Source organism: Methanoculleus sp. UBA291, from assembly GCF_002499755.1.
Classification (GTDB): domain Archaea; phylum Halobacteriota; class Methanomicrobia; order Methanomicrobiales; family Methanoculleaceae; genus Methanoculleus; species Methanoculleus palmolei.
Genome location: NZ_DANC01000060.1, coordinates 17,406 through 40,182 on the forward strand (window position 1 = coordinate 17,406; position 22,777 = coordinate 40,182).

31 protein-coding genes and 2 tRNA genes are annotated in these 22,777 nt (G+C 61.8%); 20 read left to right on the plus strand and 13 right to left on the minus strand.

From position 1 onward, the window contains the following. A partial coding sequence (locus tag BP737_RS14140) for a geranylgeranylglycerol-phosphate geranylgeranyltransferase (RefSeq protein WP_342686288.1) occupies nucleotides 1-726 on the plus strand: 726 nt, incomplete at its 5' end. 222 nt (nucleotides 727-948) lie between these two features. Beyond that, nucleotides 949-1,296 (plus strand): polymer-forming cytoskeletal protein, encoded by a 348-nt coding sequence (locus BP737_RS14145; RefSeq protein WP_292405240.1) that lies wholly within the window; start codon nucleotides 949-951, stop codon nucleotides 1,294-1,296. On the opposite strand, the gene BP737_RS14150 is transcribed toward BP737_RS14145, so the two are convergent. From BP737_RS14150 to BP737_RS14165, 4 genes are read right to left on the minus strand one after another with little or no spacing between them, the layout of a single operon-like run. Next, complete coding sequence (locus tag BP737_RS14150) at nucleotides 1,261-1,965, minus strand: DUF116 domain-containing protein (protein ID WP_292405238.1); 705 nt, start codon at nucleotides 1,963-1,965, stop codon at nucleotides 1,261-1,263. The genes BP737_RS14145 and BP737_RS14150 overlap by 36 nt on opposite strands. Then, nucleotides 1,962-3,014: an S-methyl-5-thioribose-1-phosphate isomerase gene (gene mtnA, locus BP737_RS14155; RefSeq protein WP_292405236.1), complete on the minus strand. Its 1,053-nt coding sequence runs from the start codon at nucleotides 3,012-3,014 to the stop codon at nucleotides 1,962-1,964. The genes BP737_RS14150 and mtnA overlap by 4 nt, the downstream gene beginning before the upstream one ends. Before the next feature lie 2 nt (nucleotides 3,015-3,016). Then, a complete protein-coding gene (locus BP737_RS14160) occupies nucleotides 3,017-4,291 on the minus strand; it encodes a CoB--CoM heterodisulfide reductase iron-sulfur subunit A family protein (RefSeq protein WP_292405234.1) in 1,275 nt (424 codons plus the stop codon). Continuing rightward, complete coding sequence (locus BP737_RS14165) at nucleotides 4,284-4,775, minus strand: gamma carbonic anhydrase family protein (protein ID WP_292405232.1); 492 nt, start codon at nucleotides 4,773-4,775, stop codon at nucleotides 4,284-4,286. Before BP737_RS14165 ends, BP737_RS14160 begins: the two co-directional genes overlap by 8 nt. A 108-nt stretch (nucleotides 4,776-4,883) precedes the next feature. On the opposite strand from BP737_RS14165, the gene BP737_RS14170 reads away from it, so the two are divergent. Continuing rightward, complete coding sequence (locus BP737_RS14170; RefSeq protein ID WP_292405229.1) at nucleotides 4,884-5,342, plus strand: phosphopantetheine adenylyltransferase; 459 nt, start codon at nucleotides 4,884-4,886, stop codon at nucleotides 5,340-5,342. Here BP737_RS14170 and pyrI read toward each other — a convergent pair. Together pyrI and pyrB are read right to left on the minus strand one after the other, a co-directional pair. Then, complete coding sequence (gene pyrI / locus BP737_RS14175; protein WP_292405227.1) at nucleotides 5,335-5,805, minus strand: aspartate carbamoyltransferase regulatory subunit; 471 nt, start codon at nucleotides 5,803-5,805, stop codon at nucleotides 5,335-5,337. The two genes, BP737_RS14170 and pyrI, sit on opposite strands and share 8 nt — an antisense overlap. After that, a complete protein-coding gene (gene pyrB, locus BP737_RS14180; protein ID WP_292405224.1) occupies nucleotides 5,802-6,698 on the minus strand; it encodes an aspartate carbamoyltransferase in 897 nt (298 codons plus the stop codon). Before pyrB ends, pyrI begins: the two co-directional genes overlap by 4 nt. Nucleotides 6,699-6,904: 206 nt before the next feature. Between pyrB and BP737_RS14185 the strand changes: the two genes are divergently transcribed. Further along, nucleotides 6,905-7,090, plus strand: coding sequence for a hypothetical protein (locus tag BP737_RS14185; protein ID WP_292405222.1), 186 nt, complete (start codon nucleotides 6,905-6,907; stop codon nucleotides 7,088-7,090). Between the two features lie 6 nt (nucleotides 7,091-7,096). On the opposite strand, the gene BP737_RS14190 is transcribed toward BP737_RS14185, so the two are convergent. Genes BP737_RS14190 through BP737_RS14205 form a run of 4 tightly spaced genes read right to left on the minus strand, consistent with a single transcriptional unit; the run spans nucleotide 7,097 to nucleotide 9,981 of the window. Continuing rightward, on the minus strand, nucleotides 7,097-7,822 hold the full coding sequence (locus tag BP737_RS14190; protein WP_292405219.1) for a methyltransferase domain-containing protein: 726 nt from the start codon (nucleotides 7,820-7,822) through the stop codon (nucleotides 7,097-7,099). Beyond that, entirely contained in the window at nucleotides 7,819-8,160 is a 342-nt protein-coding gene (locus tag BP737_RS14195; protein WP_292405217.1) for a nascent polypeptide-associated complex protein, read from the minus strand. Before BP737_RS14195 ends, BP737_RS14190 begins: the two co-directional genes overlap by 4 nt. Beyond that, nucleotides 8,142-8,639 carry a PUA domain-containing protein gene (locus tag BP737_RS14200; RefSeq protein WP_292405214.1) on the minus strand — a complete coding sequence of 166 codons (498 nt, stop codon included), beginning with the start codon at nucleotides 8,637-8,639 and terminating at the stop codon, nucleotides 8,142-8,144. Before BP737_RS14200 ends, BP737_RS14195 begins: the two co-directional genes overlap by 19 nt. Then, the gene (locus BP737_RS14205) at nucleotides 8,584-9,981 is read right to left on the minus strand and encodes a DHH family phosphoesterase (RefSeq protein ID WP_292405211.1); all 1,398 of its coding nucleotides are present in this window, start codon (nucleotides 9,979-9,981) and stop codon (nucleotides 8,584-8,586) included. Before BP737_RS14205 ends, BP737_RS14200 begins: the two co-directional genes overlap by 56 nt. Nucleotides 9,982-10,406: 425 nt before the next feature. Between BP737_RS14205 and BP737_RS14210 the strand changes: the two genes are divergently transcribed. The 12 genes from BP737_RS14210 (at nucleotide 10,407) to BP737_RS14265 (ending at nucleotide 17,385) form a co-directional block, all read left to right on the plus strand. Further along, the gene (locus BP737_RS14210; protein WP_292405208.1) at nucleotides 10,407-11,810 is read left to right on the plus strand and encodes an NAD(P)H-hydrate dehydratase; all 1,404 of its coding nucleotides are present in this window, start codon (nucleotides 10,407-10,409) and stop codon (nucleotides 11,808-11,810) included. Between the two features lie 88 nt (nucleotides 11,811-11,898). Further along, entirely contained in the window at nucleotides 11,899-12,393 is a 495-nt protein-coding gene (gene moaC, locus BP737_RS14215) for a cyclic pyranopterin monophosphate synthase MoaC (protein WP_292405206.1), read from the plus strand. Nucleotides 12,394-12,523: 130 nt separating this feature from the next. After that, on the plus strand, nucleotides 12,524-13,114 hold the full coding sequence (locus tag BP737_RS14220; RefSeq protein WP_292405203.1) for a 50S ribosomal protein L15e: 591 nt from the start codon (nucleotides 12,524-12,526) through the stop codon (nucleotides 13,112-13,114). 36 nt (nucleotides 13,115-13,150) lie between these two features. Then, a complete protein-coding gene (locus BP737_RS14225; protein ID WP_292405200.1) occupies nucleotides 13,151-13,795 on the plus strand; it encodes an RNase P subunit p30 family protein in 645 nt (214 codons plus the stop codon). Next, nucleotides 13,792-14,274, plus strand: coding sequence for an Rpp14/Pop5 family protein (locus BP737_RS14230; RefSeq protein WP_292405197.1), 483 nt, complete (start codon nucleotides 13,792-13,794; stop codon nucleotides 14,272-14,274). The genes BP737_RS14225 and BP737_RS14230 overlap by 4 nt, the downstream gene beginning before the upstream one ends. Then, complete coding sequence (gene psmA / locus BP737_RS14235; protein WP_292405194.1) at nucleotides 14,274-14,996, plus strand: archaeal proteasome endopeptidase complex subunit alpha; 723 nt, start codon at nucleotides 14,274-14,276, stop codon at nucleotides 14,994-14,996. Before BP737_RS14230 ends, psmA begins: the two co-directional genes overlap by 1 nt. Before the next feature lie 12 nt (nucleotides 14,997-15,008). Then, nucleotides 15,009-15,710 (plus strand): ribosome assembly factor SBDS, encoded by a 702-nt coding sequence (locus BP737_RS14240; RefSeq protein ID WP_292405192.1) that lies wholly within the window; start codon nucleotides 15,009-15,011, stop codon nucleotides 15,708-15,710. Between the two features lie 55 nt (nucleotides 15,711-15,765). Continuing rightward, the gene (locus BP737_RS14245) at nucleotides 15,766-16,056 is read left to right on the plus strand and encodes a 50S ribosomal protein L37ae (protein ID WP_292405189.1); all 291 of its coding nucleotides are present in this window, start codon (nucleotides 15,766-15,768) and stop codon (nucleotides 16,054-16,056) included. 6 nt (nucleotides 16,057-16,062) lie between these two features. Beyond that, nucleotides 16,063-16,194: a DNA-directed RNA polymerase subunit P gene (locus BP737_RS14250; protein ID WP_292405186.1), complete on the plus strand. Its 132-nt coding sequence runs from the start codon at nucleotides 16,063-16,065 to the stop codon at nucleotides 16,192-16,194. Next, on the plus strand, nucleotides 16,191-16,595 hold the full coding sequence (locus tag BP737_RS14255; RefSeq protein ID WP_292405183.1) for a hypothetical protein: 405 nt from the start codon (nucleotides 16,191-16,193) through the stop codon (nucleotides 16,593-16,595). The genes BP737_RS14250 and BP737_RS14255 overlap by 4 nt, the downstream gene beginning before the upstream one ends. Next, a complete protein-coding gene (locus BP737_RS14260; RefSeq protein ID WP_292405181.1) occupies nucleotides 16,595-16,876 on the plus strand; it encodes a KEOPS complex subunit Pcc1 in 282 nt (93 codons plus the stop codon). The genes BP737_RS14255 and BP737_RS14260 overlap by 1 nt, the downstream gene beginning before the upstream one ends. 143 nt (nucleotides 16,877-17,019) lie before the next feature. Further along, a complete protein-coding gene (locus BP737_RS14265; RefSeq protein WP_292405177.1) occupies nucleotides 17,020-17,385 on the plus strand; it encodes a prefoldin subunit beta in 366 nt (121 codons plus the stop codon). A gap of 38 nt (nucleotides 17,386-17,423) precedes the next feature. Here BP737_RS14265 and BP737_RS14270 read toward each other — a convergent pair whose 3' ends face one another. Beyond that, nucleotides 17,424-18,980, minus strand: a complete 1,557-nt coding sequence (locus BP737_RS14270; RefSeq protein ID WP_292405174.1) for a 2-isopropylmalate synthase — start codon at nucleotides 18,978-18,980, stop codon at nucleotides 17,424-17,426. A 132-nt stretch (nucleotides 18,981-19,112) separates the two neighbouring features. Between BP737_RS14270 and BP737_RS14275 the strand changes: the two genes are divergently transcribed. The 3 genes from BP737_RS14275 (at nucleotide 19,113) to BP737_RS14285 (ending at nucleotide 20,194) form a co-directional block, all read left to right on the plus strand. Then, nucleotides 19,113-19,219, plus strand: a tRNA-Tyr gene (locus tag BP737_RS14275). 17 nt (nucleotides 19,220-19,236) lie between these two features. Next, nucleotides 19,237-19,309: transfer RNA gene (locus tag BP737_RS14280), tRNA-Asp, on the plus strand. 399 nt (nucleotides 19,310-19,708) lie between these two features. After that, nucleotides 19,709-20,194, plus strand: coding sequence for a HEAT repeat domain-containing protein (locus BP737_RS14285; protein ID WP_292405172.1), 486 nt, complete (start codon nucleotides 19,709-19,711; stop codon nucleotides 20,192-20,194). A gap of 18 nt (nucleotides 20,195-20,212) precedes the next feature. Here the strand turns inward: BP737_RS14285 and BP737_RS14290 are convergent, their stop codons facing one another. Together BP737_RS14290 and BP737_RS14295 are read right to left on the minus strand one after the other, a co-directional pair. Beyond that, the gene (locus BP737_RS14290; protein WP_292405168.1) at nucleotides 20,213-20,938 is read right to left on the minus strand and encodes a PP2C family protein-serine/threonine phosphatase; all 726 of its coding nucleotides are present in this window, start codon (nucleotides 20,936-20,938) and stop codon (nucleotides 20,213-20,215) included. 73 nt (nucleotides 20,939-21,011) lie between these two features. Further along, the gene (locus BP737_RS14295) at nucleotides 21,012-21,950 is read right to left on the minus strand and encodes a radical SAM protein (protein WP_292405165.1); all 939 of its coding nucleotides are present in this window, start codon (nucleotides 21,948-21,950) and stop codon (nucleotides 21,012-21,014) included. A gap of 268 nt (nucleotides 21,951-22,218) precedes the next feature. Here BP737_RS14295 and BP737_RS14300 point away from each other — a divergent pair, with 268 nt between their 5' ends. Beyond that, nucleotides 22,219-22,755, plus strand: a complete 537-nt coding sequence (locus tag BP737_RS14300) for a type IV pilin (RefSeq protein WP_292405163.1) — start codon at nucleotides 22,219-22,221, stop codon at nucleotides 22,753-22,755. Nucleotides 22,756-22,777: the final 22 nt, after the last annotated feature.

Below are 22,777 nucleotides of genomic sequence, written 5' to 3' on the forward strand. Positions count from 1 at the left end.
CTGCTTGCCGTGACCGTCGCGCTCATCACCGCCGGCGGGAACGTGATCAACGATCTCTATGATGTCGAGATCGACCGGATCAACCGACCGGAGCGGTCCATACCGTCCGGAGAGATCAGTCTTGCCGGTGCAAAGTTGTACTCGGTGGCCCTCTTTTCCGGGGGGATCGCGATTGCCGTCCTGACAACGCCCCTCTGCCTTGCAATAGCCGTCATAAACTCGGTGATCCTTGTTGCATACGCCGTCTTGTTGAAACGGGTCCCGGTCTGCGGCAACATGGCCGTCGCCTACCTGACGGCGAGCGTTTTCCTCTTTGGCGGGGCGTTCGCGGGCATCGCAGGACTCGTCCAGAACCTATCGCTTGCAGCGATCACGTTCCTTGCGACCCTCGCGCGGGAGGTCCTGAAAGACGCAGAGGACGTGGACGGGGATGCGGCGGGAGGCGCACGCACTCTTCCCATGGTCATCGGCGTCCGGTGGACGGGGGTGCTCGCGTTTGCCTGTGCCTGCGGTGCCGTCGCGGTGAGCCTCCTGCCCTTCGGCGACTGGTGGGGCCCCTTTTACCTTGCCGCCATCGCGGTTGTCGATAGCGTCATCCTCTTCGGGGCCGCCCGGGGGGCCATGTGCACGACGCCGGCCTGCGTCCGGGAGTCGCGGGCGACGTCGATCCTGCGAACCGGGATGTTCGCCGCGCTTGCGGTCTTTGCGGTTGCCGCGGTAATGTAAAACCGTGTCCCTGCACCGTCCCCCCTGTGAAGAGACCGGGTTCATCCGGTATCCTCTCCAGCCGCGGCGAACATCCCGGGGCGTCTTTCCGGTTTTCGGAATAATCGCATAATTTTATCTTGTTGCGGACCGAGTTGTTTTATCTAAAAGGAGATCTTCATGAAAGTTTACCGGCACGGGGACACGTATATAGCACCAAAAGGTTCCTTTTTTGACGGAAACGTGAAGATAGACGGAAACTTCATCACCCCTCCGGAGACGCACATCTGGGGCAACCTGCTGGTTTCCGGCCGCCTCGAACTCGGGCCGTGCTCAACCGTCGGCGGTTTTATCGAGGCCGGGAACATCATCGTCGGCCATGATGCAAAGATAAAAGGGCCGCTCCGTGTCAAAACGACCGTCACCATCTGCGACAACGCATGTCTTTGCTCCATCCGTGCGGGAGGAGACATCACTCTCCGGCCGGGGGTCAGCGTCGGGGACGTCAACAGCGACGAGACGATCTTCGTCTACGGCAAGGTCGCGAGCGAGCGGTTATTCGGCAGGGCCGTGAAGGTCTACGGCACCTGATGGGTGTTCGAGGCCGAGCAGGGCGGCATCTCTCACCGCGGCCCAGTCCGCTATCGTCTCCACGCACCCGTCCTTTATGTTCACGACACCGAGTGCGGTAATCCCTACCCGGTCGCACATATCGATCCCGTCCTTCACTTCTATAAGACAGCCGACGCCGATGATCGCCTGCGGACGATACTTCTTGGCCATCCGCTTGATGAACGTCGAGCCCGGGACGATGAAGACGCGATACCCGATGCGCTCCAGCCACTCCACGTTCTCCCCGACCGGACAGCGGCCGCAGTTTCGGCATTTCAGGCCTTCCGGCGTCAGGTGCGCCGGACACTGTGCCGAACGCAGACACTGGGGCAGAAAGACCGCCCGCCGCTCAATCGGCGTCTCGGCAAAGGCTTTGGTGTTCATCGTGTTCCTGAGCGTTATGAAGAACGTGATGAGGTCTTTATCATCCAGCCCGAGGAGTTTGCAGAACGCCTTCACGAGTCCCTCCAGGAGGACCATGCCGGGGATCAGGATGCGCGGCAGGTAAAATTTTCCCCTGGTGATAGAGGCGGTGGCGATGATCGCGAGAGCTATCGCTGCAAACAGCATTCCGAGGATAAGGAAGAGCGTAACCTCCCCGATGAGGACCATCAGCCCGGTCCAGATCCCCGAATCGAAAACGGTCATTTTCCGGCTCCCCCGACAAACTGAAAAGATCCGTCATACGGAGGCCGGAGCACCCCGATATCCGTGATAATTGCGCTGACGAGGTCGAGCGGGGTGGCGTCGAAGGCGTAGTTGAGCACGTTTACGTCGTCGGGAGCAAGTTGCCGGTCGCCGCAGTAGGCGAGTTCGGCCCGGTCACGCTCCTCGACGGTGATCTCTTTCTCGGTCCGGGCGAGATCGAACGTAGAGACCGGCGCTGCGACGTAGAACGGGACCCCGTGGTGATGGGCGGCGACAGCGTGCATATAAGTCCCGATCTTGTTAAAAACCGCGTCATTTGTTATCCGGTCCGCGCCGACGATGACAAGGTCGATCATCCCCTTCCGCATAAGGTATGCCGCCGAGGAGTCGGGGATGAGGGTCACGTCGATCCCGTCCCGGGCAAGTTCCCAGCAGGTGAGCCGGGACCCCTGGTTCAGCGGCCGGGTCTCGCAGGCGATCACCCGGATCTCCTTCCCTGCCGCAACCGCCGACCGGATGACCCCGAGCGCCGTTCCCCAGCACCGGCAGGCGAGCGCTCCCGCGTTGCAGTGAGTGAGCACCGTACATGCTGTCGGGAGGAGTTCCTCCCCGAACGCGCCGAGCCTCCGGCAGGCCAGTTCGTCCTCATCGGCGACGGCATTCGCCTCGGCGACCGCGAGTTCCTTCGCCTCGGCGACCGATGCGGCCATCGCCACCTTCCTCTGCACGCGGTCGACCCCCCATGCGAGGTTGACCGCGGTCGGGCGGGTGCTCCTGAGCAGGTCTGCGGCCCGTCTGATCTCATTCTGGAATTGCCCGGGGTCCGTCTCGGTGCTCCGGACGGCTGCAAGTGCTACGCCCATCGCGCCGGCGATACCGAGCGCCGGTGCCCCCCGGATCTCAAGCCTCCTGATCGCCCGGGCGAGGTCTTCGACGGTGGTGCACCGCATCAGATCGCACCTTCCCGGGAGGAGGGTCTGGTCGATGTAGACGATACCCTCGTTCTCCGGGTCCCATGCGATGGTACAGAGGTCTTCTCTCTCCGGCATGCTCACCCCGCTCTGACCGCGTCCAGATACGCCCGCATCGCCGCCGCCCCGCCCATGGCGACCGAGTCCGGAATATCCCGGGGCGCGGTGGCGGTCCCCGCCACGTAGACCCCGGGTTTCACCGTGAGCACGGGACCGGTCTTCTGGTCGGCGACCCCGAAGAACCCTGAATCGTCTCGCGGAAGGCCGAGCATCCGGCTGATCTCTTCCACCCCGTCGGCGGGTTCGAGCCCGACGGAGAGCACCACCTGGTCCGGGTAGAACGTCTCCACCTCGCCGGTCTCCGTGTTCTCTGCGACCATCATGAGGCGGCCGTCTCCTTCGAGCACCTCGCCGGGGAACCCGCGGACGAACCGGACCCCGAGCCGCCTCGCCCGCTCGTAGTATTCCTCGTAACCTTTGCCGTACGCCCGGATGTCGTTATAGAAGATCGTGACCTCAATGTCGGGATTCTTCTCGCGGATCAGCATGGCGTTCTTCATCGCGGACATGCAGCAGACCCCGGAGCAGTACGGACGGTCGATGGAAAGGTCGCGGGAGCCGACGCACTGGACGAACGCCACACTTCGTGGGGGCCTGCCGTTTGAGAGGCGCTTCACTTTGCCTCCCGTCGGGCCGCTCGCGTTGATCATCCGCTCGAACTCGAGGCTCGTGATCACGTCGGGGATGGTGAGATACCGCAACTGTGTCTTGCGTCCGGCGTCGAACGTCCCATACCCGGTCGTGACGATGATGCTTGCCGCCGGGATCTCGATAACCCGTTCCTCATCCTCGCGGAGAATCGCCTCCTTGCCGCAGACATCGTAGCAGAGGCCGCACTCGATGCAGTGTTCCTTGTCCCTGACGACGATATCCGGGACCGCCTGGGTATGGGGCTTGTAGATTGCTTTTCTGACGCCGATGCCCGCGTCAAACCGGTTGTACACCTCTACCGGGCAGATCTGGATGCAGTCTCCGCACCCGTTGCACTCATCCTCGATGATGTAGCGGGGGTGCTTTCTGACCCTGACCCGGAAGTTTCCGACCTCCCCCTCGACCGATTCGACCTCGGAACAGGTGTGGATGGTGACGTTCGGGTGCCGGGCGACCTCCACCATCTTCGGGGAGAGGATGCACATCGAGCAGTCGTTGGTGGGGAACGTCTTGTCGAGCTGGGCCATATGTCCGCCGATGGTCGGTTCGCGCTCGATGAGGTGCACGTGGATGTTGTGCGCCGCAAGGTCGAGCGCCGCCTGGATGCCGGAAACCCCGGCGCCGATGACCGCGACGTCAGTCATGGCGGTACTTCCCCGCGAGTTTGATGTATTCATGCGCGTTTCGGACGTTTCCCTCCTGTTGCTCGGGTGTCGTCTCCCTGACCACTCTCCCGGGCACCCCGAGGACCAGCGAGCGCGGCGGGATATCCTTTCCTTCGGTGACGACGGCGCCGGCGCCGATGATGGAGCCCTCCCCCACCACCGCGCCGTTCAGGACGACGGCGCCCATCCCGACGAGCACCCGGTCACGGATGGTGCAGCCGTGCAGGATGGCCCCGTGGCCGACCGAGACCTCCGCCCCGATCTCGACCGGGAAACCTGGCGTGGTGTGGACGACGGCGTTGTCCTGGATGTTCGAACCCGCTCCTACCGCGATCCGGTCCCTGTCGCCCCGGATAACGGCGCCGAACCATACGCTCACGTCGTCGGCGAGCGTCACGTCTCCGATGACTGTTGCGTTCTCCGCGATATAGACACGGCTCCCCACAACCGATCCGCTCTCCATAGTATGTTCATATTGGTTGCGACGATACAAAATGTTCTCCCTCGACCACTCTTTTCCGCCCCGCCATCGACCACTACCCATAAAACCCCTCACGGCAAACGCCTCCAGATGAAAGTGATGGTCGGGGGGACGTTCGATCCTCTGCATGCCGGGCACCGGAAACTCCTTGCCCGCTCCTTTGAACTGGCGGGGCCTGACGGGGAGGTGATCCTCGGGTTGACGACCGACGAGTTTGCCGGCGCAAAGGTGCACCCGGTCCACTCGTATCAGGAACGGCTGGAGAACGTCGCATCTTTTATCCGGGAGCACGGTTACACCGCAACATGGCGGGTCGAGCCGCTCTCCGACCGGTATGGCAGCGCCCTCGACGCGGATTTTGATATCCTCGTCGTCTCCGAGGAGACTTTCCCGGTTGCCGTGAAGATCAACGAACTCCGGCGGGAGCGGGGGAAAAGGAAGGTCGACCTCCACGAGATCTCCTGCGTCCTCGCCGAAGACGGCCGGCGGATCTCGAGCACCCGGATCTACCGGGGGGAGATCGACGGACACGGGCGCCTGATCAGATGATGTGGTTTGGGATGTCTTTCTTTTTGATCAGCCAGTCACAGTAGAGGCAGTGCAGCCCCTTCGGGAGCACCTCGAACGTGCTCTCCACCGGCTCGTTCGTGTTCGTGATGCAGCCGGGGTTCGGGCACCTGACCACACCTTTGAGGACACGCGGGGTCTCGACGCCTTTCTTCTCCGCCACCTGGTAGTCGCGGATGATGTTGATCTTTGCGTGCGGTGCAAGCAGGGCTATCCGGTCGACCTCCTCCGTGCGGAGTTCCCGGTTCTCTATCTTGACGATATCCTTCTTTCTCATCCGCTTGCTTCTGACGTTCGTCGCGACACTCAGGCATTCGTGCGTCGAGCCGGTGATCCCGAGTATCCGGAGCACGTTCAATGCCTCACCGGCCGTGATGTGGTCGATGACGGTGCCGTTCTTGATGGGGCTGATGATCAGCCCTCCTGACGGGTCTTTCCTGGTCACTTCATCACCTCATGGAGGAGCGCCATCCTGACAGGCACACCGTTCTTTGCCTGCTCAAAGTAGCGTGCATAGGGCGTGCGGTCAACCGCCGGGTCGATCTCCCCGGCGCGCGGGAGGGGGTGGAGGATCATCAGGCGGTCCCGGACACCGGTGAACAGGTCGGGCGTGATCCGGTAACTGGACGCGACGTCGTAGTACGATGCCGAGTCCGGAAACCGCTCGCGCTGGATCCGGGTGACATAGAGAACGTCGAGATCCCGGATCACCTCTTCCACGTCCGTATGCTCGATCACCTCCATCCCGCGCTCTCGAAGTTCGAGGGTGATACTTTCCGGCATCTCGAGGCCTCTCGGTGCGATTGTATGCAGGGTGACGCCGTAGAGGGAGAGGGCGAGCGCCAGTGAGTGTGCGGTCCTGCCGTAACGGAGGTCTCCGAGAAGTCCGACATGTATTCCGTCGATCGGCATCGACTGCCTGATGGTGTAGAGGTCGAGCAGCGTCTGGCTCGGGTGCTGCCCGGCGCCGTCCCCGGCGTTGATGACCGGGACCGTGGCGAACTCGCTTGCCAGCCGGGCCGCTCCTTCCTTTGGGTGGCGGAGCACGATGGCATCCGCATAGCCGCTCACCACCCGGATGGTGTCGGCCAGCGTCTCTCCCTTGACGATGGAACTTGCTTCGACGGAATCGACGCTGATCGAGTCCCCGCCGAGCCGCGCCATGGCCGTCGCAAACGACATTCGCGTTCGGGTGCTGGGCTCAAAGAAGAGGAGAGCCGCAAGTTTGCCCTCAAGCATCCGGGGTCGGTACTTCCCGGTATCGAACTCCCGTGCCCGGTCCAGCAGGTAATCGAGATCGCTCCTTTCAAAATCGCGGATAGAGATTATGTGGTACATCGTGTGGCTACCTTCCGGGGCTCCGGGCCCGGCCGGCGGGGGCGGTGCCCGAACCGTTCCGCCCTCCCGTCGTAACACGGACGAAAAGCCCTCTTCTCTCCTGGATAGTGGTTCGCCCCGCACCCACTAATACCTTTTTTTCCCGCCCGATGCACAACAACCTTTCTCATCTCCGCCCGCCTCATACTATGTCTGGAGGAGCGTTCATGTCCGAAGAACGGGAAAAGTATGCCCCCGAGGTTTGTTGCCACTGCGGAGGGCTCGGGTGCCTCTATTGCGACAAGAAGGGTACCGTGATGGTGCTGCAGCCGTCGCGGAAGTGCAGGCACTGCGGCGGCGATTGCTGTATTTACTGCGGCTACACCGGGTGGGAGCACCCGCTCCGGGAGTAGACCCGCCTATTTCCGTGCAATCGTGATATAACCGCTGTGGGCGACCCGGGTCGACGGCCTGGTCCCCCGGGCGGAGCGCGTCAGTTCCCGCTCCATGCACTCGTAGCAGTGGACGTCCCGGAAGAGCGGCGCCGCGGTATCGAGCGCGACGAACGTGTGCTCAAGGAACGGGGTGTAGCAGGCGAGGTAGCCCCCGGGCGAAAGAAGCGAGAAAGCGTGCTCCACGTGCGCCGGCGTTATCGTGAGGTCCAGGTGGACGACATCGAACTCTCCGGTTGCCGCGAGCATATCGGCCGCGATCACCTCAACGTTATCGAGCCGCGCGTTCCGGATGTTCTTCTCCGCGAGTCGGGCGAATTCCGGGCGCACCTCGTATGTCTTCACCTCGCGCGCGATCTTCCCGAAGTAGATTGCGGCAACCCCGCTCCCGGTCCCGGCGTCGAGGACCGTGTCCTCACGGTTCATCCCCGTGCAGGCGATCACGATCCCGATATCCTTCGGGAGCATGGGCGCCCCGCTCCTCTTCGCGTGGACGAAGAAATCGGTCGATCGGGGGCGAAGGACCCTGAACGGGACGCCGAGATGGGTCCTGATCTCGCCCCCGGGATTCATGCCCGCGAGCGCGCCGAGGTCGATCACCCCCCGGTCGGTGGAGAACGGCCCTTCGCTCGCCGTCACGAAGTACTCGCGGTCCTCACCGACAAGCAGGAGGCGTTCGCCGGCCTCGATCATTGCTGCGCGAGTTTCAGGATCGCTTCGGCGATATCGCCGCGGGTCTCGGTGAGCGCTTTGCGGGCAACCTCTTCCGTCGCCCCGGTCTGGGATGCGACGAGGGCGACGTCTTCGTCGGGGATCTCCGGGTCGGCCTCTTCAAATCGGGCCTCTCCCGTGAGCTGGTAGGTAGTGACCCCCTGCATGGTGGTCGCGACGACCTGGGCATCGTCAAAGACGTAGTTCCCCCGGGCCGTGGAGATCACTACCTTCTCCACGCCCTCGATCTCCTCCATCTCCATGCCCATCTGCTTCATCATCTGCTTCATCTTTTTCGGGTTTATCTTTCCGGGAAACATTCGGATCCTCTCCCCTGTCGTACTTTTACCGCTACACCGTAATTAAATGCCAGCATCTCCCGGCCGGAGAGCAGGGCCGTGCCGGTGGCGAGGAGCACGTCGTCCCCGGTCACCACCATCACCTCGTCTCCTGTGCGGATACGCGCGTCGGCGGCGACGACGTGCTTTGCCATCGTATTCTTTCCGTCCGCAATGAACGCCGCCACGTCTTCCTGCACCCTCACCCGGTAGGCCGGGGGGGGGAGATGCGCTGCGAGCCGCGCCGCTCCGACGATCCCGAGGGTCAGGCGGCCGTCCTGGGCCCTGACGGTGGCGAGCCTCTCTTTCCCGAGGCGCACCTGCCGGATGCGCCCCGTTGTGGAGAACTGGAAGGTGCACTCGTCGGGGAATACTGCAACTCCGGCCCCGGCGCCGAACTGGAAGTCAGCAATCGTCCGGATCCGCCGAAGCGAACTGTCTTTTGAGTACTCGGTTGACACAATCAACAAACTCCTCTTCTGTGTCGTGGGGGATGAACGCCCCGGCCGCAATCCGGTGCCCGCCGCCGGCGCCGCCTACCGCTGCCGTCGCCTCAACGAGCGCCGCGCAGAGGTCGACTCCGCGGTCAAGCGCCCACTCGTTCGTCCGCATTGAGACCTTCGTGGTCTCCGGTTCGTCCACCATCGCGGCGAGCACCATCATCGGCTTTCTCCAGTTCAGTTTGGAGAGCGCCATGCCCGCCCCGATCCCGACGATGGTGTCGGGGAACCGGTCGCCGGTGTTGATGTACTGCAGGTGGGACAACTCCGTCACCCCGGTTTCAAGGATATACTGGAGCAGGTCGCGGATGACCGCCCGGTGGTGGCCGAGCATGTACTCCGCGTCGCGGTAGGCTTCGGCGCGGTCGCCGCGGCAGATGCTGCTCCCGACTTTCGGCTTTGCCCATCTGCCGCAGGCGTTGAGCAGCGTGGCGTACTCGGAGGCGTTCCTGAGCGCCGTCCGTTCCGGCTCGTCCGGGAATATGTAGGTCTCGGCGAGCAGACGGTCGGTGTCTCTCCCGTGTGCGATGAGCTGCTGGACAAGAGCGCTGATGATCTTGCGCCGGTCGTCGAACGGGAGTTCTTCCCAGACGAGCCAGCCTCCCCGGGGCGTCTTCAGTTCGACATCGAGTTTTTCGAGGAACCGGAGCGCCGTGTTCGGGTTGTTTGAGATCCCGTCGATGTAGGGGTCGTCGCAGTAGCCGAGGCAGACATGGACCGGGCGGGTGGACGTCCCGTAGCAGTTCAGGTCCCGGTCCTGCACGACGATGTTGCCGTACTCCACGCCGTCCTGGGCGATCTCGCGTGCCGGGCCGACCAGCCCGCAGTTCTCCCGGGCCATCATATCCCCGACGTTCCCGACCACGGCGAGTTTGGCAAGGTCGATGTTCGTCGGGTCGATTGCCTTCGCAACCAGGTACGCGATACCAGCCGCACTCATCCGCGTAATCCCGTAATCGAGGCAGTTCACCCGGGGGTAGGCCGTGTCGCAGGGCTGGCTGATGTGGTGATCGAGGATCAGGACCTCGTCCGCCGAGAGACCGTGCGCCGACAGAAGGTTCTGCTGGCCGGCCCCTAGGTCGGTGAAGAGTTTTAAGGAACTATCCTTCGGAACGTGGCGCATTGCCATCGGCTCAAGCTGGCGGACGAAGATGGACTCGACCGGCATACCCTCGCGGGAGAGCGCCTGTGCGAGAATGGACTCCGTGCTGATGCCGTCGGCGTCGATGTGAGAGACGACCGTCACCGACTCCGCTTCACAGATCCGATCCGCCGCCCTCCGTACATCTGTTTCGAGGCCCATCTCCATAGTAGTGCGTCGCGAGATGTCAATAAAGCGTGGGTGCATGGGACTCTTTGGGCAGTCCTTCTTAAGGGTCTGTTTTGTTCCTTGTGTCGTTCTACACACACCCATGCAGGGATTTCTATCGGACAACTCCGTTCCTGAAACTGAAGGAACGTCGTTCCTCGGTGCTCGTGCTCCGGATGTTCCTTCCGTCGCATATCGCCTCGCACCGCCCCCGCCCCGGCGGGGCGGGTGGGGCTGACGAGATGTGCGATCTTGCGAGTGGAGACAGAGGATGCCCCCACGGTCCACTGTACCGGTTTTCCCCCGCTTCGGTCGCTTTGCTCCGTCCAAACCCTGTCCTCGCCCCCCGCCTCTTCAAAAGATATCTAAGATAATAGCACCATAGCACCGATCATACAACCTTTCCGGAGAGACGGTACATGGCGACAAACGAAATGCGTGAATTTCTGGAGACCGGCGTGATCGACGCCGGCAGGATGCGGGCGGTCGAGGGGAACGCTGTTGCGCTCGGCCATTCGTCGCTTTCGATGATGGAGAGCGCAGGGAAGGCGACCGCCGATGCCGTCCTTGCATATGGGCCCTCCCGCGTTCTCATCCTCTGCGGGAGGGGGAACAACGGCGGCGACGGGATGGTGGCGGCGCGGTACCTCCAGCACCTCGACGCGGTCGACGTCGTCTGCCCCGACTGCGACCCGATGACTCCTGCGGCCGCTGCTCAGGAATCCCTCCTCCGGCACTGCTCCGTTGTCCTTCACCGGGTCCGGTGTGCCGCCGAGACCGATCGGCTCGGCCCTCTCTTTACCGCAGCCGACGTCATCGTCGACGCGATGATCGGCACCGGGCTCTCGGGGGCGGTGCGGGAACCGTTTGCAACCCTTGTCGCCCGGGCAAACGCAAGCGGGGCACCGGTCGTCGCCGTCGATATCCCCACCCCCGGCATCCGGGCGGCGAAGATAGTATCGTTCCACCGGCCGAAGGTGGAGGGTGCGGATGTGGCGGATATCGGCATCCCCCTCGAAGCGGAGGTCTATACCGGTCCCGGCGACCTCACCCTCGTCCCGGCACGGGCATCCGGAGCCCACAAGGGCGCCGGGGGCGAGGTGCTGGTGGTTGGGGGCGGGCCCTACCAGGGGGCGCCCTACATCGCGGCGATGGGTGCGCTCCGCGCCGGGGCCGATATCGTCCGGATAGCCTCTCCCGCCTACATCCCCATGCCCGACCTGATCTACGAGCGCCTGGAGGGGAGGGTGATCACGAGCGATCACCTGGAGACGATCCTCCGGCTCGTTGAACGGGCCGATGTGGTTGTCTGCGGCATGGGCCTCGGGACCAGGAGCCATGACGTCGTGCTCGCCATCGCCGGGGCGGCGAAACGAGCGGTCTTTGATGCCGATGCGCTCGCCCTCCCCCTGCCGGCGGCTGAAGAGACGGTCTACACCCCGCACGCCGGAGAGTTCGCGAGAATTTTCCGGACGGAACCGCCGGCGGACCTTGTGGAGCGCGGCCGGTGCGTGAAGGCCGCCGCAACGACTGGGACCATCCTGCTCAAAGGTCCGGTCGACGTCGTCTCCGACGGGGCGCGGGTCAGGTTCAACCGGACCGGAACCCCTGCCATGACCACCGGGGGGACGGGCGACCTGCTCGCCGGTGTCACAGGGGCGGGCCTCTGCCATCTCCCCGCGTTCGAGGCGGCCTGCATCGCCGCGTACGCAAACGGCAGGGCCGGTATGCAGGCCGCGGAGGAGCGCCGGTGCGGGATGCTCGCCACCGATATGCTGGACTACATTCCGGAAGAACTCTTCGGGGGCGAAACACCGAAATAACGTTCCGGCCCGCTTCCGGTCACTCCGAGGCGCTCCCGAAAACGCCCTCTTTTATCCCCGAAGAACGAGAAGATCTCCTGCGATACCCATGAACGAGTCCGGCAAAGAGGGTAAGACCCCGGTCTTCACCCACATCGAGAACGACCGCGCGCAGATGGTAGACATCTCGGCAAAGTCCGAGGTCTCCAGGGAAGCGGTTGCAAGCGGGAGGATCTACCTGCGAAACGAGACGCTTCAGGCTATCCGGGAAGGGACCGTGGTTAAGGGCAATGTGCTTGCGACCGCACGGGTGGCGGCAACCCTCGCGGTGAAAGACACCCCGCGCATCATCCCCATGTGCCACCCGATACCTCTCGGGGGCATCATCATCGACTTTGCGGAAGGCGACGGCTATATCGAAGCGACCGCCCGCGTGAAGTCTTACGGGAGGACGGGCGTCGAGATGGAAGCGCTCACCGGCGTCTCCGTCGCTCTTCTCACCGTCTGGGATATGGTCAAGTCGGCGGAGAAAGACGAAAACGGACAGTATCCGGTCACCCGGATCGATGCCGTCCACGTCGTGGAGAAGCGCAAGGGTGTCTAGGTTTTCTTGCGGGCACCTTTCGCCGGCAAAAGGAATCTTTTATCTGTGTTCTCGCTAACCTGTTAGGAGCCACGGGATACGTCCCGGAAAGGAATGTGGCGGAAACGCTGAACCTGAGGTGATTAAAAGAATGGCAAAGTCAATGTATGCCTACGTTCGCGAGGCATGGAAGCGGCCCGGCAGGTCGGAAGTGAACGGTCTCCTCTGGGAGCGCCTCCAGAAGTGGCGGCGCGAGGGGAGTGTCGTGCGCGTTGAGCACCCGACCCGGATCGACCGGGCCCGCTCGCTTGGATACAAGGCCAAACAGGGCATCGTCGTCGTGCGGGTCAAGATCCGCCGCGGCGGCCGGAGAAAGCCCCGGTACATCCGCGGGCGCAGAACCGCACGCATGGGCATGCGCCGGATGACCCCGGCAAAGAGCCTGCAGCGCATGGCCGAAGAGCGTGCGTCCCGAAAGTTCCCGAACATGGAGGCCTTAAACTCCTACTGGGTCGGGGAAGATGGACGGGCCAAGTGGTTTGAGGTGATCCTGGTCGACGGTCATCACCCGGCGATCCAGAGCGACCGCAACCTCGCATGGCTTGCTAGCCCGGTCCATCGCGGCCGTGCGGAGCGGGGCAAGACCTCCGCCGGCATGAAGGGGCGGGGTATGCGGGCGCGCGGGCGCGGAACCGAGAAGACCCGGCCGAGCATCCGCTCCAACGCGAACCGCGGCAAATAACTACCTTCTTTTTTTATTAGATACGGTCTACCCACGATGAAGATCACAGACGCCAGTGTACATCCCTACCCCGCCGGCGACTCAACGCTTGCACGGATGGCGCTCGAAGCAACAGAACTCGGGTTCGATAGCATCGTCGCCATCGGTGGGGTAGGGCGTCCGTCTACCGGGCTTAAGGTCCTTCAGGGCGTCGTGATCGATGCCGCATCGCAGAAGGACATCCTCAGGCAGGTGCGCGAGCCCGCCGTCCGGCGGGCCGACGTGGTCTTCGTCAACGCCGGGGACACCTCTTTCAACCGGGCCGTTGTCGCGATCAAAGAAGTTCACGTCATCAGGAATATCCAGGCCACCCGGAGGAATGCCTTTGACCACGTCGCCGCACGGTCGGCGGCGGAGCATGGCGTGGGGGTGGACCTTTCGATGGCTCCCATCATCCAGTCCCGCGGGACGAAGCGCCAGAAGACGCTGGAGCGGTATGCGGACATTCTCTCGCTGCAGCGGCGCTACGGCTTTCCACTGACGATATCGTCGGGCGCACGCTCGATACTCGATCAGCGGTCGGTCCGGGAGGTCCGGGGTCTCTGTGCGCTCTTCGGCATGACGGGGGCGGAAGTGAGTGAGGCCTTCGCATCGGTCGACCTGCTCACCGAACCGAAACAGCCCGTAAGGGTGATCAGATGAAACCAAGACCGCCGGCGATGCGGACAAAGCGGCGTTACATCCTGGTGCGGGTTCTCCCCTATGGAATGGCTGCGGACCCAAAGCGGGTCTACCTCTCGGTCATCGAGGCCGCGTCCTCGCTCCTTGGCGATGCGGTCGTCGGTCTCGCACAACCGGCGGTGGTCTTCTGCGATGGTGGATATGCCGTGGTCCGGTGTCGACGGGGAACGGAGAAGGATATCGCGGCTGCGCTTGCAACGGTCACCGCGATTGGAAACGAGCGGGCCGCCCTCCGGACGGTCGCCACTTCCGGGACCATCCACGCACTGCGGCGCCGGATGAAGCCGATCCGGCCGCAGAATGAGGCCGGGGAAGCGGTGTTCGGGGAAACTTATTTCTCGGTGTATCACTATCCTCATCGAAAGGTTGATCTGGTCGAAAAAGGTATTAAGCATCAGAAGTCATTGTTTTTCACCGAAGCCGATTTGGAGGAACGATAATGCAACCACAATATCAAATGGGATATGACCGGGCGATCACAGTCTTCAGCCCGGATGGAAGGCTCTACCAGGTTGAGTACGCCAGAGAAGCAGTGAAGCGGGGCACGACGGCCGTGGGAATCAAGTGCAGCGAAGGCGTCGTGCTGATCGTCGATAAACGGGTGACCTCCCGTCTCCTTGAGCCGGCGTCCATCGAGAAGATCTTCAAGATCGACACACATATCGGTGTGGCATCTTCCGGCCTCGTCGGCGATGCGCGGGCTCTCGTGGACAGGGCGCGGGTCGAATCCCAGATCAACCGTGTCTCGTACAACGAGCCGATCAACGTCGAGATTCTCGCAAAAAAGCTCTGCGACCACATGCAGACTTACACTCAGTTCGGCGGTGCACGCCCCTATGGGACCGCTCTCCTGATTGCAGGGATCAGCGACGGGGAGGCCCGGCTGTTTGAGACCGATCCGAGCGGCACGCTGCTCGAGTACAAAGCGACCGGTATCGGGACGGGGCGGCCCGCGGTCATGAAAGTCTTCGAGGACGAGTACCGGGAGGATGCCGACTTCGCCGACGCCATAAGGCTCGGTATCAAGGCTCTCCATGCCGCCACCGAAGGGAAGCTTGACGTGAGCGCCATCGAGATCGGCGTCGTCTCTACCGAGGCCCGGGAGTTCCGGAAGCTGGAGAAAGAAGAAGTGAAGACCTACGTCGACCAGTTTGAAGAGTGAGCGGGACCCCCAATGATACCTCTGGATCAGGCAGTTGTAGCGCGGCTTGAGAGTTACGGAGAGCGGTTTGAAGTGCTTGTCGACCCCGATCAGGCCATGCGCATCCGGCAGGGGGAGGACGTCGAACTGGAGGAGGTCGTAGCGGCCGACTCCATCTTCTCGAATGCCGCTCACGCCGAGCGGGCGTCCGATGAGTCCCTTCTGAAGGTCTTCAAGACGACCGAGTTCGAACCGGCCGCACTCCGGATCATCAAGAAGGGTGAGATTCATCTCACCTCCGAACAGCGCCGCCACCTTATTGCAGAGAAGCGAAACCGGGTCATCACGTTCATATCGAGGAACGCCGTCAATCCGCAGACCGGTTTCCCTCACCCTCCGCAGCGTATCGAACTTGCCATGGAAGAGGCGAGGGTGAGCATCGACCCCTTCAAGTCCGTTGACGAACAGGTCAAAGAGGTGGTCAAGGCACTCCGTCCCCTCCTCCCCATCCGTTTTGAGGAACTTCGCATCGCCGTAAAGATTCCCGCGGAGTACGCCGCAAGGGCCTACGAGATCACGACTGCGGGGACACTTGAACAGGACGAGTGGCAGAAGGATGGTTCCTGGATTGCCGTCGTCAGGATTCCGGCGGGCGCCCAGGATGAGTTCTATGATCTGGTGAACAAAGTCTCCAAGGGAAATGCAGAGACCCGGATCGTTGAACGCATGTCGTGAGTAACTATATTAGTCGACAGAACAAAAATTAGAGGACATACAAGAGGTACGCGAAATGGCAAATCGCAGACAGAGTGCCAAGGGAAGGGTAGTCGGGAGTTCCGGGCGGTTCGGCCCGAGGTACGGCCGGTTTATCCGGAAGAGAATCAACCAGATCGAGGCGGTCTCCCGCGCGAGCCACGCCTGTCCCCGCTGCGATCAGGTGGCGGTCAGGCGTGAGGGAACGGGTATCTGGACGTGCCGCAAGTGCGGGTTTAAGTTTGCCGGCGGCAGTTACGTCCCCGAAACGCCTGCGATGCGTGTCGCTGCACGAAGTATCGAGCGTTCGCTGCAGAAGGAGGGCTAATCGGTCGTGGCTGCCTATAAATGCGCTCGTTGTAAGCAGAAAGTGGATATCGACGTCAATATACGTTGCCCCTACTGTGGGCACCGGATCTTATTCAAAGAGCGCGGCGCTGCAATAAAAGACCTGAAGGCTCGATGACGGTCGTCACGACGTCGCGTAAACCGGTCCCGGAAGTGCGTTCCCTCGCCCGGGATCTGGCGTTCGCGATCGGCGGGGAGTATGTCACCCGTGGCAAGGCGGGCATGGGCGACCTCATTTCCCTTGATGAGTCGGTTGTGATCGTCTCCCGGTCGGGTCCTTTTTTTCTCATCCAGGTCTTCTCGAATGAAGAATCGGTGGCGGAGATTCCTGTTAAATCGTTCACCGTCGAGGAGCGGGGCGGGGTGCTTGCCCGCGGGCTCTTCGTCTCGGACCGCTCCGTCTGTGAGGCGCTTGGGGGTCAGATCGCCGTCACGTTTGCCGGTGATACTCTTCCCGAGCACCGTATCGCCTTTGACGGGACACAACGAAAGCACTATATCCTGAAGGTTGTCCCCTGATGCACTCGGCAACGTTCCGGTTCACGGTCGATGACGTCCGTGCCCTTTATCTCTCCGTCTGTCAGGAGATGGGCGACGTAGGCGACCGTTCGTCCGTCCGTGTGCGGCTCGAAGGTGCCGATACGCTCGTTCTTGAGGTGACCGCCGCCGACATACCGGCACTCCGTGCGGCCCTCAACACCTGGCTGCGGCTGATCAACATCGCAATTGAGATGCGGGAGATCGTCGTAGCGACCTTGCCCTCTCGGGTCCGGGTGAAATGGGTCGCCGATGAACCCTGACGGCGTTCTCTTCCCCCGACCCTCACCTTTTATTGGTTTCACGCCCTATCATGTAGAGATAGGATGGGGGAACGGGGCGGCTCCCCGTTCGCCATGCGAAATATTGTTACCCATCTTCGTCCCATTTCAGGAGGGTCATGTATATGGAGAATATCCCACCGAAAGTCCAGAACCAGCTGGCGATGCTCCAGCAGATGCAGCAGCAGTTGCAGACCGTGGTCTCACAGAAAGCCCAGTATGAACTGACGATCCGCGAGGCCAGGCGGGCGGTCGAGGATCTCGGCGACGTCCCGGAGGATGCGGCTGTATTCATGAACGTCGGCAGCGTCATGATGCAGAAGAGCAGGGAGCAGGTACTCGCTTCCTTAAACGAGCGCATTGAAACGCTCGAGCTTCGGGTCAAGTCGCTTGAAAAACAGGAGAAAGCCCTGCAGGGCAGGTTTGAACAACTCTCTTCACAGGTCCGGGAGGCACTGGAAGGAAAGCAGAAGCCTCCCGAAGCTTCCTGAATTCAAAATCTTTTGGCGGGCAAAAAGGAGTGGGTTCATTACTCCTGCTCGCGGTCGCTCTTTCGCGTCCGGCAGACCAGGTTGATCGCATTGACCACTGCTTCGACCGACGCGAGGACGATATCGTCATTTGAGGCGCTGGCATCAAAGACCCGGCCCCGTTCGTCCTCGACGGCGATGGTGACATGCCCCAGGGCATCCGTACCCCCGGAGATCGCCTCGATGTTGAACTCTTTTAAGTGAACCGGAGCCGGGATGATGCCGAGGATTGCCCGCACGGCCGCGTCCACCGGTCCGTTGCCGACGCTTGAGAAGATGTGCTCGTCTCCGTTGACGATTGCCCTGACGCTGGCCGTCGGGATCACGTGGTTGCCGGTCATTATAGCGACGTCCTGGAGGTGCAGGGTCTTTTCATCGGGGGTAAGTTGCATGACGCTTTCGGCGATCTCGTAGAGATCAGCGTCCGTCACCCGTTTGCCCTTGCCGGCAATTGCCTTTACCCGCAGGACGATCTCGTCGAGTTGCGCGTCGGCAGGCTCTATATGCACCTCGGCCAGCATCTGCCTGACCGCATGCCTGCCCGCATGTTTGCCGAGTTTCAGCCTGCGCCGGTGACCGACCATCTCCGGGGTCATGATCCCGGGCTCAAACGTGTCCGACCGGGCGATCACACCGTGTGAATGGATCCCGCTCTCGTGAGCAAAGGCGTTTTCACCGACGATCGGCTGCGTGGCGGGAATGCTCATTCCCGCGTAGCGTGCAACGAGCCTCGAGGTTTCCACAAGACTCGCCGTTTTGATGCCGGTATCGATCCCGTAGATGGACGAGAGGGCCATTACCGTCTGTGCGAGGTCCGCGTTACCCGCCCGCTCGCCGATGCCGTTCACCGTCACCTGCACCTGTGAGGCGCCGGCCTCGACCGCCGCGATGGTGTTTGCCACCGCAAGTCCGAAGTCGTTGTGGCAGTGGACGTCGATCGGGCAGTTCACCTCCTCCTCGATCCGGGTGATGAGGCGCTTCATGGCCGCCGGCGTGATCACGCCGACGGTATCGGGGACGTTGATGACCGTGGCCCCGGCCTCCACCGCAACGCGGTAGACCTCCATCAGGTAGTCCCAGTCGGTCCTCGTGGCGTCCATCGCGGAGAACATGCACTGGCCGACGTGGTCGCGGGTGTATGCGATGATATCGCCGGTGGCGCGAAGGACCTCCTCGCGTGTCTTCCGGATCGTGTACTCGCGCTGAACGTCGGACGTCGGGATGAAGACATGGACCAGATCGACGTCGCAGTCGATGCATGCATCCACATCGGCCGGGAGCGCCCGTGCAAGGCCGCAGACCCGGGCATCCAGCCCGAGACCCTTGATGGCTTTGACGATCTCGCGTTCGGCGGTGGAGGAGGCTGGAAAGCCTGCTTCTATGGCGTGTACCCCGATATCGGAGAGGTGCTGTGCAATTCCGAGTTTCTCTTCAAGCGTGAATGAGATGCCCGGCGTCTGTTCTCCGTCGCGCAACGTGGTGTCGAAAACGGTGACGTTCTTTTTCGCACGGCTATCGGTGAAGAAAACAGTACGCTTCAGCGTTCCCAGGTGCATCAGCGTTTGTAGAATTCATACTTATCCATTGTTTAAGGGTGTATTTATAGCCTGATGTCCCGCCCGTGCGGTACCTGAGAGATTTGACGAAATATTTAACTACTACTCGCTCTAACATTGTTAGAGCAGAGACCCGCCTTAACTCAGACTGGTAGAGTGCGCGGCTGTAGTATAGTCTTCGCTCTCGGGCGAACTGCGCGGCTACCGCGATGTCCCCGGTTCGAATCCGGGAGGCGGGATCCCCAGACAAAGAAGTGCCCAGGTAGTGTAGTGGCCTATCATGACGGCCTGTCACGCCGTCGACACGGATTCGAATTCCGTCCTGGGCGTCAAATTTTTTTTATCTCTGGCGTTGAACGAAGTGTATCTTCGCCGGGATGCTGCCGGTCGGTTCCTCCTTCGGGCATCCGCAGTCTGTAGATAAATATATATACCCGAATGCAATACCCGGTGTCATGCACGCTCTGGCGAAATGGATTGAGAGTGATTCTGTATTTGACACTCTGGGGTTACTCATCCTCGGAACCGGTCTCTTTGTTCTCGTAAGTTTGACGATATACGCCTGCGGGTTTCTGACCTGACGGCCGGAGTCCTGCCGCGGACCCCGGCGGCCTGGCCTGATACTTATTATGCATCCCCCTCAAATACTGTAAACAACGTTGTGTTTGTGGATGTGACCTGTGATGACTCTTGATCCACCGCCATGCCCGGAAGACGATTGTTCCCGTATGCAGGACCTGCGCGCTCTTCTTTCCCGACTCACTGACCCGGATAAAGCGGTTCGGGCGGAAGCGATGCACGGGCTTGCCGCAATCGGAAAACCGGCGATACCTGCCTGCATAGCCTTACTGCAGAACGACGACTGGAAGGTGCGCTACCGTGGGGCGGAAGCCCTCGGCCTCGTCGGTGACGGCGAAGCGTATGCGCCCCTCGTCGCGGCCCTCGACGACGCAAAAGACCATGTCCGTTATATGGCGGCGAAGGGCCTCGGCCTCGTCGGCGACCCGCGTGCGGTCGCGCACCTCGGGGTCATGCAGCACGACGAGAACGAGTTTGTGCGGCGGAGCGCCGCCCGTTCCCTCGGGAAGATCGGCGGTGAGGAGGCGCTCGGGGCGCTCCGGGCTGCCCTCAAAGACGAGACTGCCGACGGCGTTCGTGCGGCAATCCTTGCGGCGCTCCGCGATGCGGGAGCGGACGGGACGTCTTCTTCGTGACCCGGGTCGGTGATCCGGTCACATTTTTGCGACTATCACGGTGCTGTTGTCGGTGCTTGCCGCGTCCCTGGCGGCGGCGAGCAATTGCCGACATGCCGTGCCGGGCTCGTTTGCGAGCACAATCTTCTGGATGGCGCTCTCCGGGACGTAGTCGTGGAGCCCGTCCGAGCTGATGACGAGGACCGCTCCGGCAAGTTCCACGCGGTCGAGATCGACCTGCACCCGGGCATCCAGTCCGAGCGCCTGTGTCAGAATGTTCTTTCTCGGGTGGTGCATCGCTTCAGAGGGGGTGATCACGCCCGAATCCACCAGGCTCTGCACATAACTCTGGTCTCGCGTATGCCAGACGGACGATGGCGTGATGACGTGCGTCCTGCTGTCGCCCACCGTGCCGATCCAGCACCTGCCCGATTCGCCGACAATCGCTACCGAAAGCGTTGTCCCGGCGTCCAGGCGCCTCTCATGATTATACTCCCGAATCGTAGCGTTTATGAGATTGTATGCGTGTATAATCAGTTCCGGGGGCTCTATATCCGGGAGATTCTTGCGTGCAACCTCTGCGAGGACGGTGACTGCCGTCCTGCTCGCAACGTCCCCGCAGGCATGCCCCCCGAGACCGTCGGCGACGGCAAATATGTGATATCCCTCCACCCGGTCGACAAGGTAGGCGTCCTCATTTCGTTCCCGTCTCCCGATATCGCTCATCACCGCGTACCGGATTTCTGTTTCTCCCCTCGCCTGCATTGCACAGTGTTCTGGACGTTCTAGTGAATATTTTTTCGGTGAGATCTCTATCCAGGAGTATGCCAGGCATCTCTCAGGGAAATCCCCGTGAGAGTCCGTTCTCTTCCGCGCAACGGACGGCATACCCATACTCCCGCGCCGTGATCGGACGTTGCAGTGCCGCAAGCACCGGGCTCCCTCCTCTGTCGGCCGCCCTCCATGCCGGGTGATACTGGGCCATGATATTTACGTAGGAGTTCCGTGATATCTCTTCGGCAATAAATTTCATCACGATCTCGCTGTTTGCGAGATTTCCGGGGAGCACCAGATGTCTGATGATCATGCCCCGCACCGCGAGACCGTCTCTGACCTCCAGGTCGCCTACCTGCCGGTGCATCTCTTTCAGCGCGGCCTTCATGCGAGCGGTGTAGTCGGGGGCATGCGAGAGTTCCCACGCCACACCATCCCGGCCGTACTTGGCGTCCGGCATGTAGATGTCGATGACGCCGTCGAGGAGGTACAGGGTTTCCACAGAGTCGTAACCGCCGCAGTTATAGACCAGCGGGATGTGGAGGCCTTGGAGGGCGGCGAGGGCGACCGCACGGAGGATCTGGGGGACGACATGCGAGGGGGAGACCAGGTTGATGTTGTGGCATCGGCGTTCCTGCAGGCGGAGCATGATTCCGGCGAGGTCTTCGCATGAGACTGCCGGGCCGAATCCGCACTGGCTGACTTCGAAGTTCTGGCAGAATTCGCACCGCATGTTGCAGCCGGAGAAGAATATCGTTCCCGACCCGTATCTCCCCACCAGAGGCGGCTCTTCACCGAAGTGCGGGCTGTAACTTGAGACCATCGGGAAGAGCCCGGTCCGGCAGAACCCCCGCTCGTCTTCAATGCGGTTCACGCGGCACTCCTGGGGGCAGACGACACAGTCGCGGAGCACCTCGTGCGCGCGCCGCGCCCGCTCCTCAAGTTCGCCGCTCCGTGCCAGGTCTACGTAGCCGGGTGGTTGGGTTTGTTCTGCTTCAGCCATGGTCCCCCTCTTGATCTCGCAGAGATGAAGGTTTTCCTCTCTCGTTCCGCAGGTCTCGTCCCGGGCACGGACAGGTGGGTGTGCCCGGCCGCCCCGAACAATATTTTCTGTTCCCTTCCACCGTCGTCGAACCATTTCGATATCTTTATACGTACCGTAATAAATTTCTCATCGGCGGATGTTCGGTGAGCGTAACCATCTCCGGAGGCTGAGACCCACACGCGCCAGCACCCCTGCGGTCGTGAGATGATGCGGCATTAAAGATCAGTTGTATGGTGGCGCCTTCTACGCAACACGGCAGGCCGGCGAGAGCGACCGCGCAGTTTCGAACGTCCACGCTACAATTCTGATGGTCGCCGTTACCATCATCCTCGCCGCTCTTCTCCTGCTGACGGTGCTTGCGTTGATCCCGTCTTGGACGGAGCCTTTGCCTCCTCCGATCATCATAACCGGGGTTTCACACTACAGCGACGAGACCGGACAGTTGACCTATGCAAGCAGGGTTTTCCTCCTCAACAACGGCACCGCGGTCTACGAGAACGACGCCCTGAAAGCAATTTTCTATTTAAACGGCCAGAAGGTCTGTATCGTCCAGACCTTGAACGGCCACCTCCTCATACCGTCGCACCACTACGGGGTGAGATACATCAAAGGCGAAGGCTGCCGTTCCCCTTACTGGAACCCGGGCGAGGAGATGATCGTGGATCTTGCCGACTGTACACTTTATCCGAACGCAGAGGTCACCGTTGAGATCGTGGATACCCGGACCGGAAAGGTGATCTCGAAACACACGGTGCGGGCGTGAAGTCGACCGCGTCCCCTCGCCG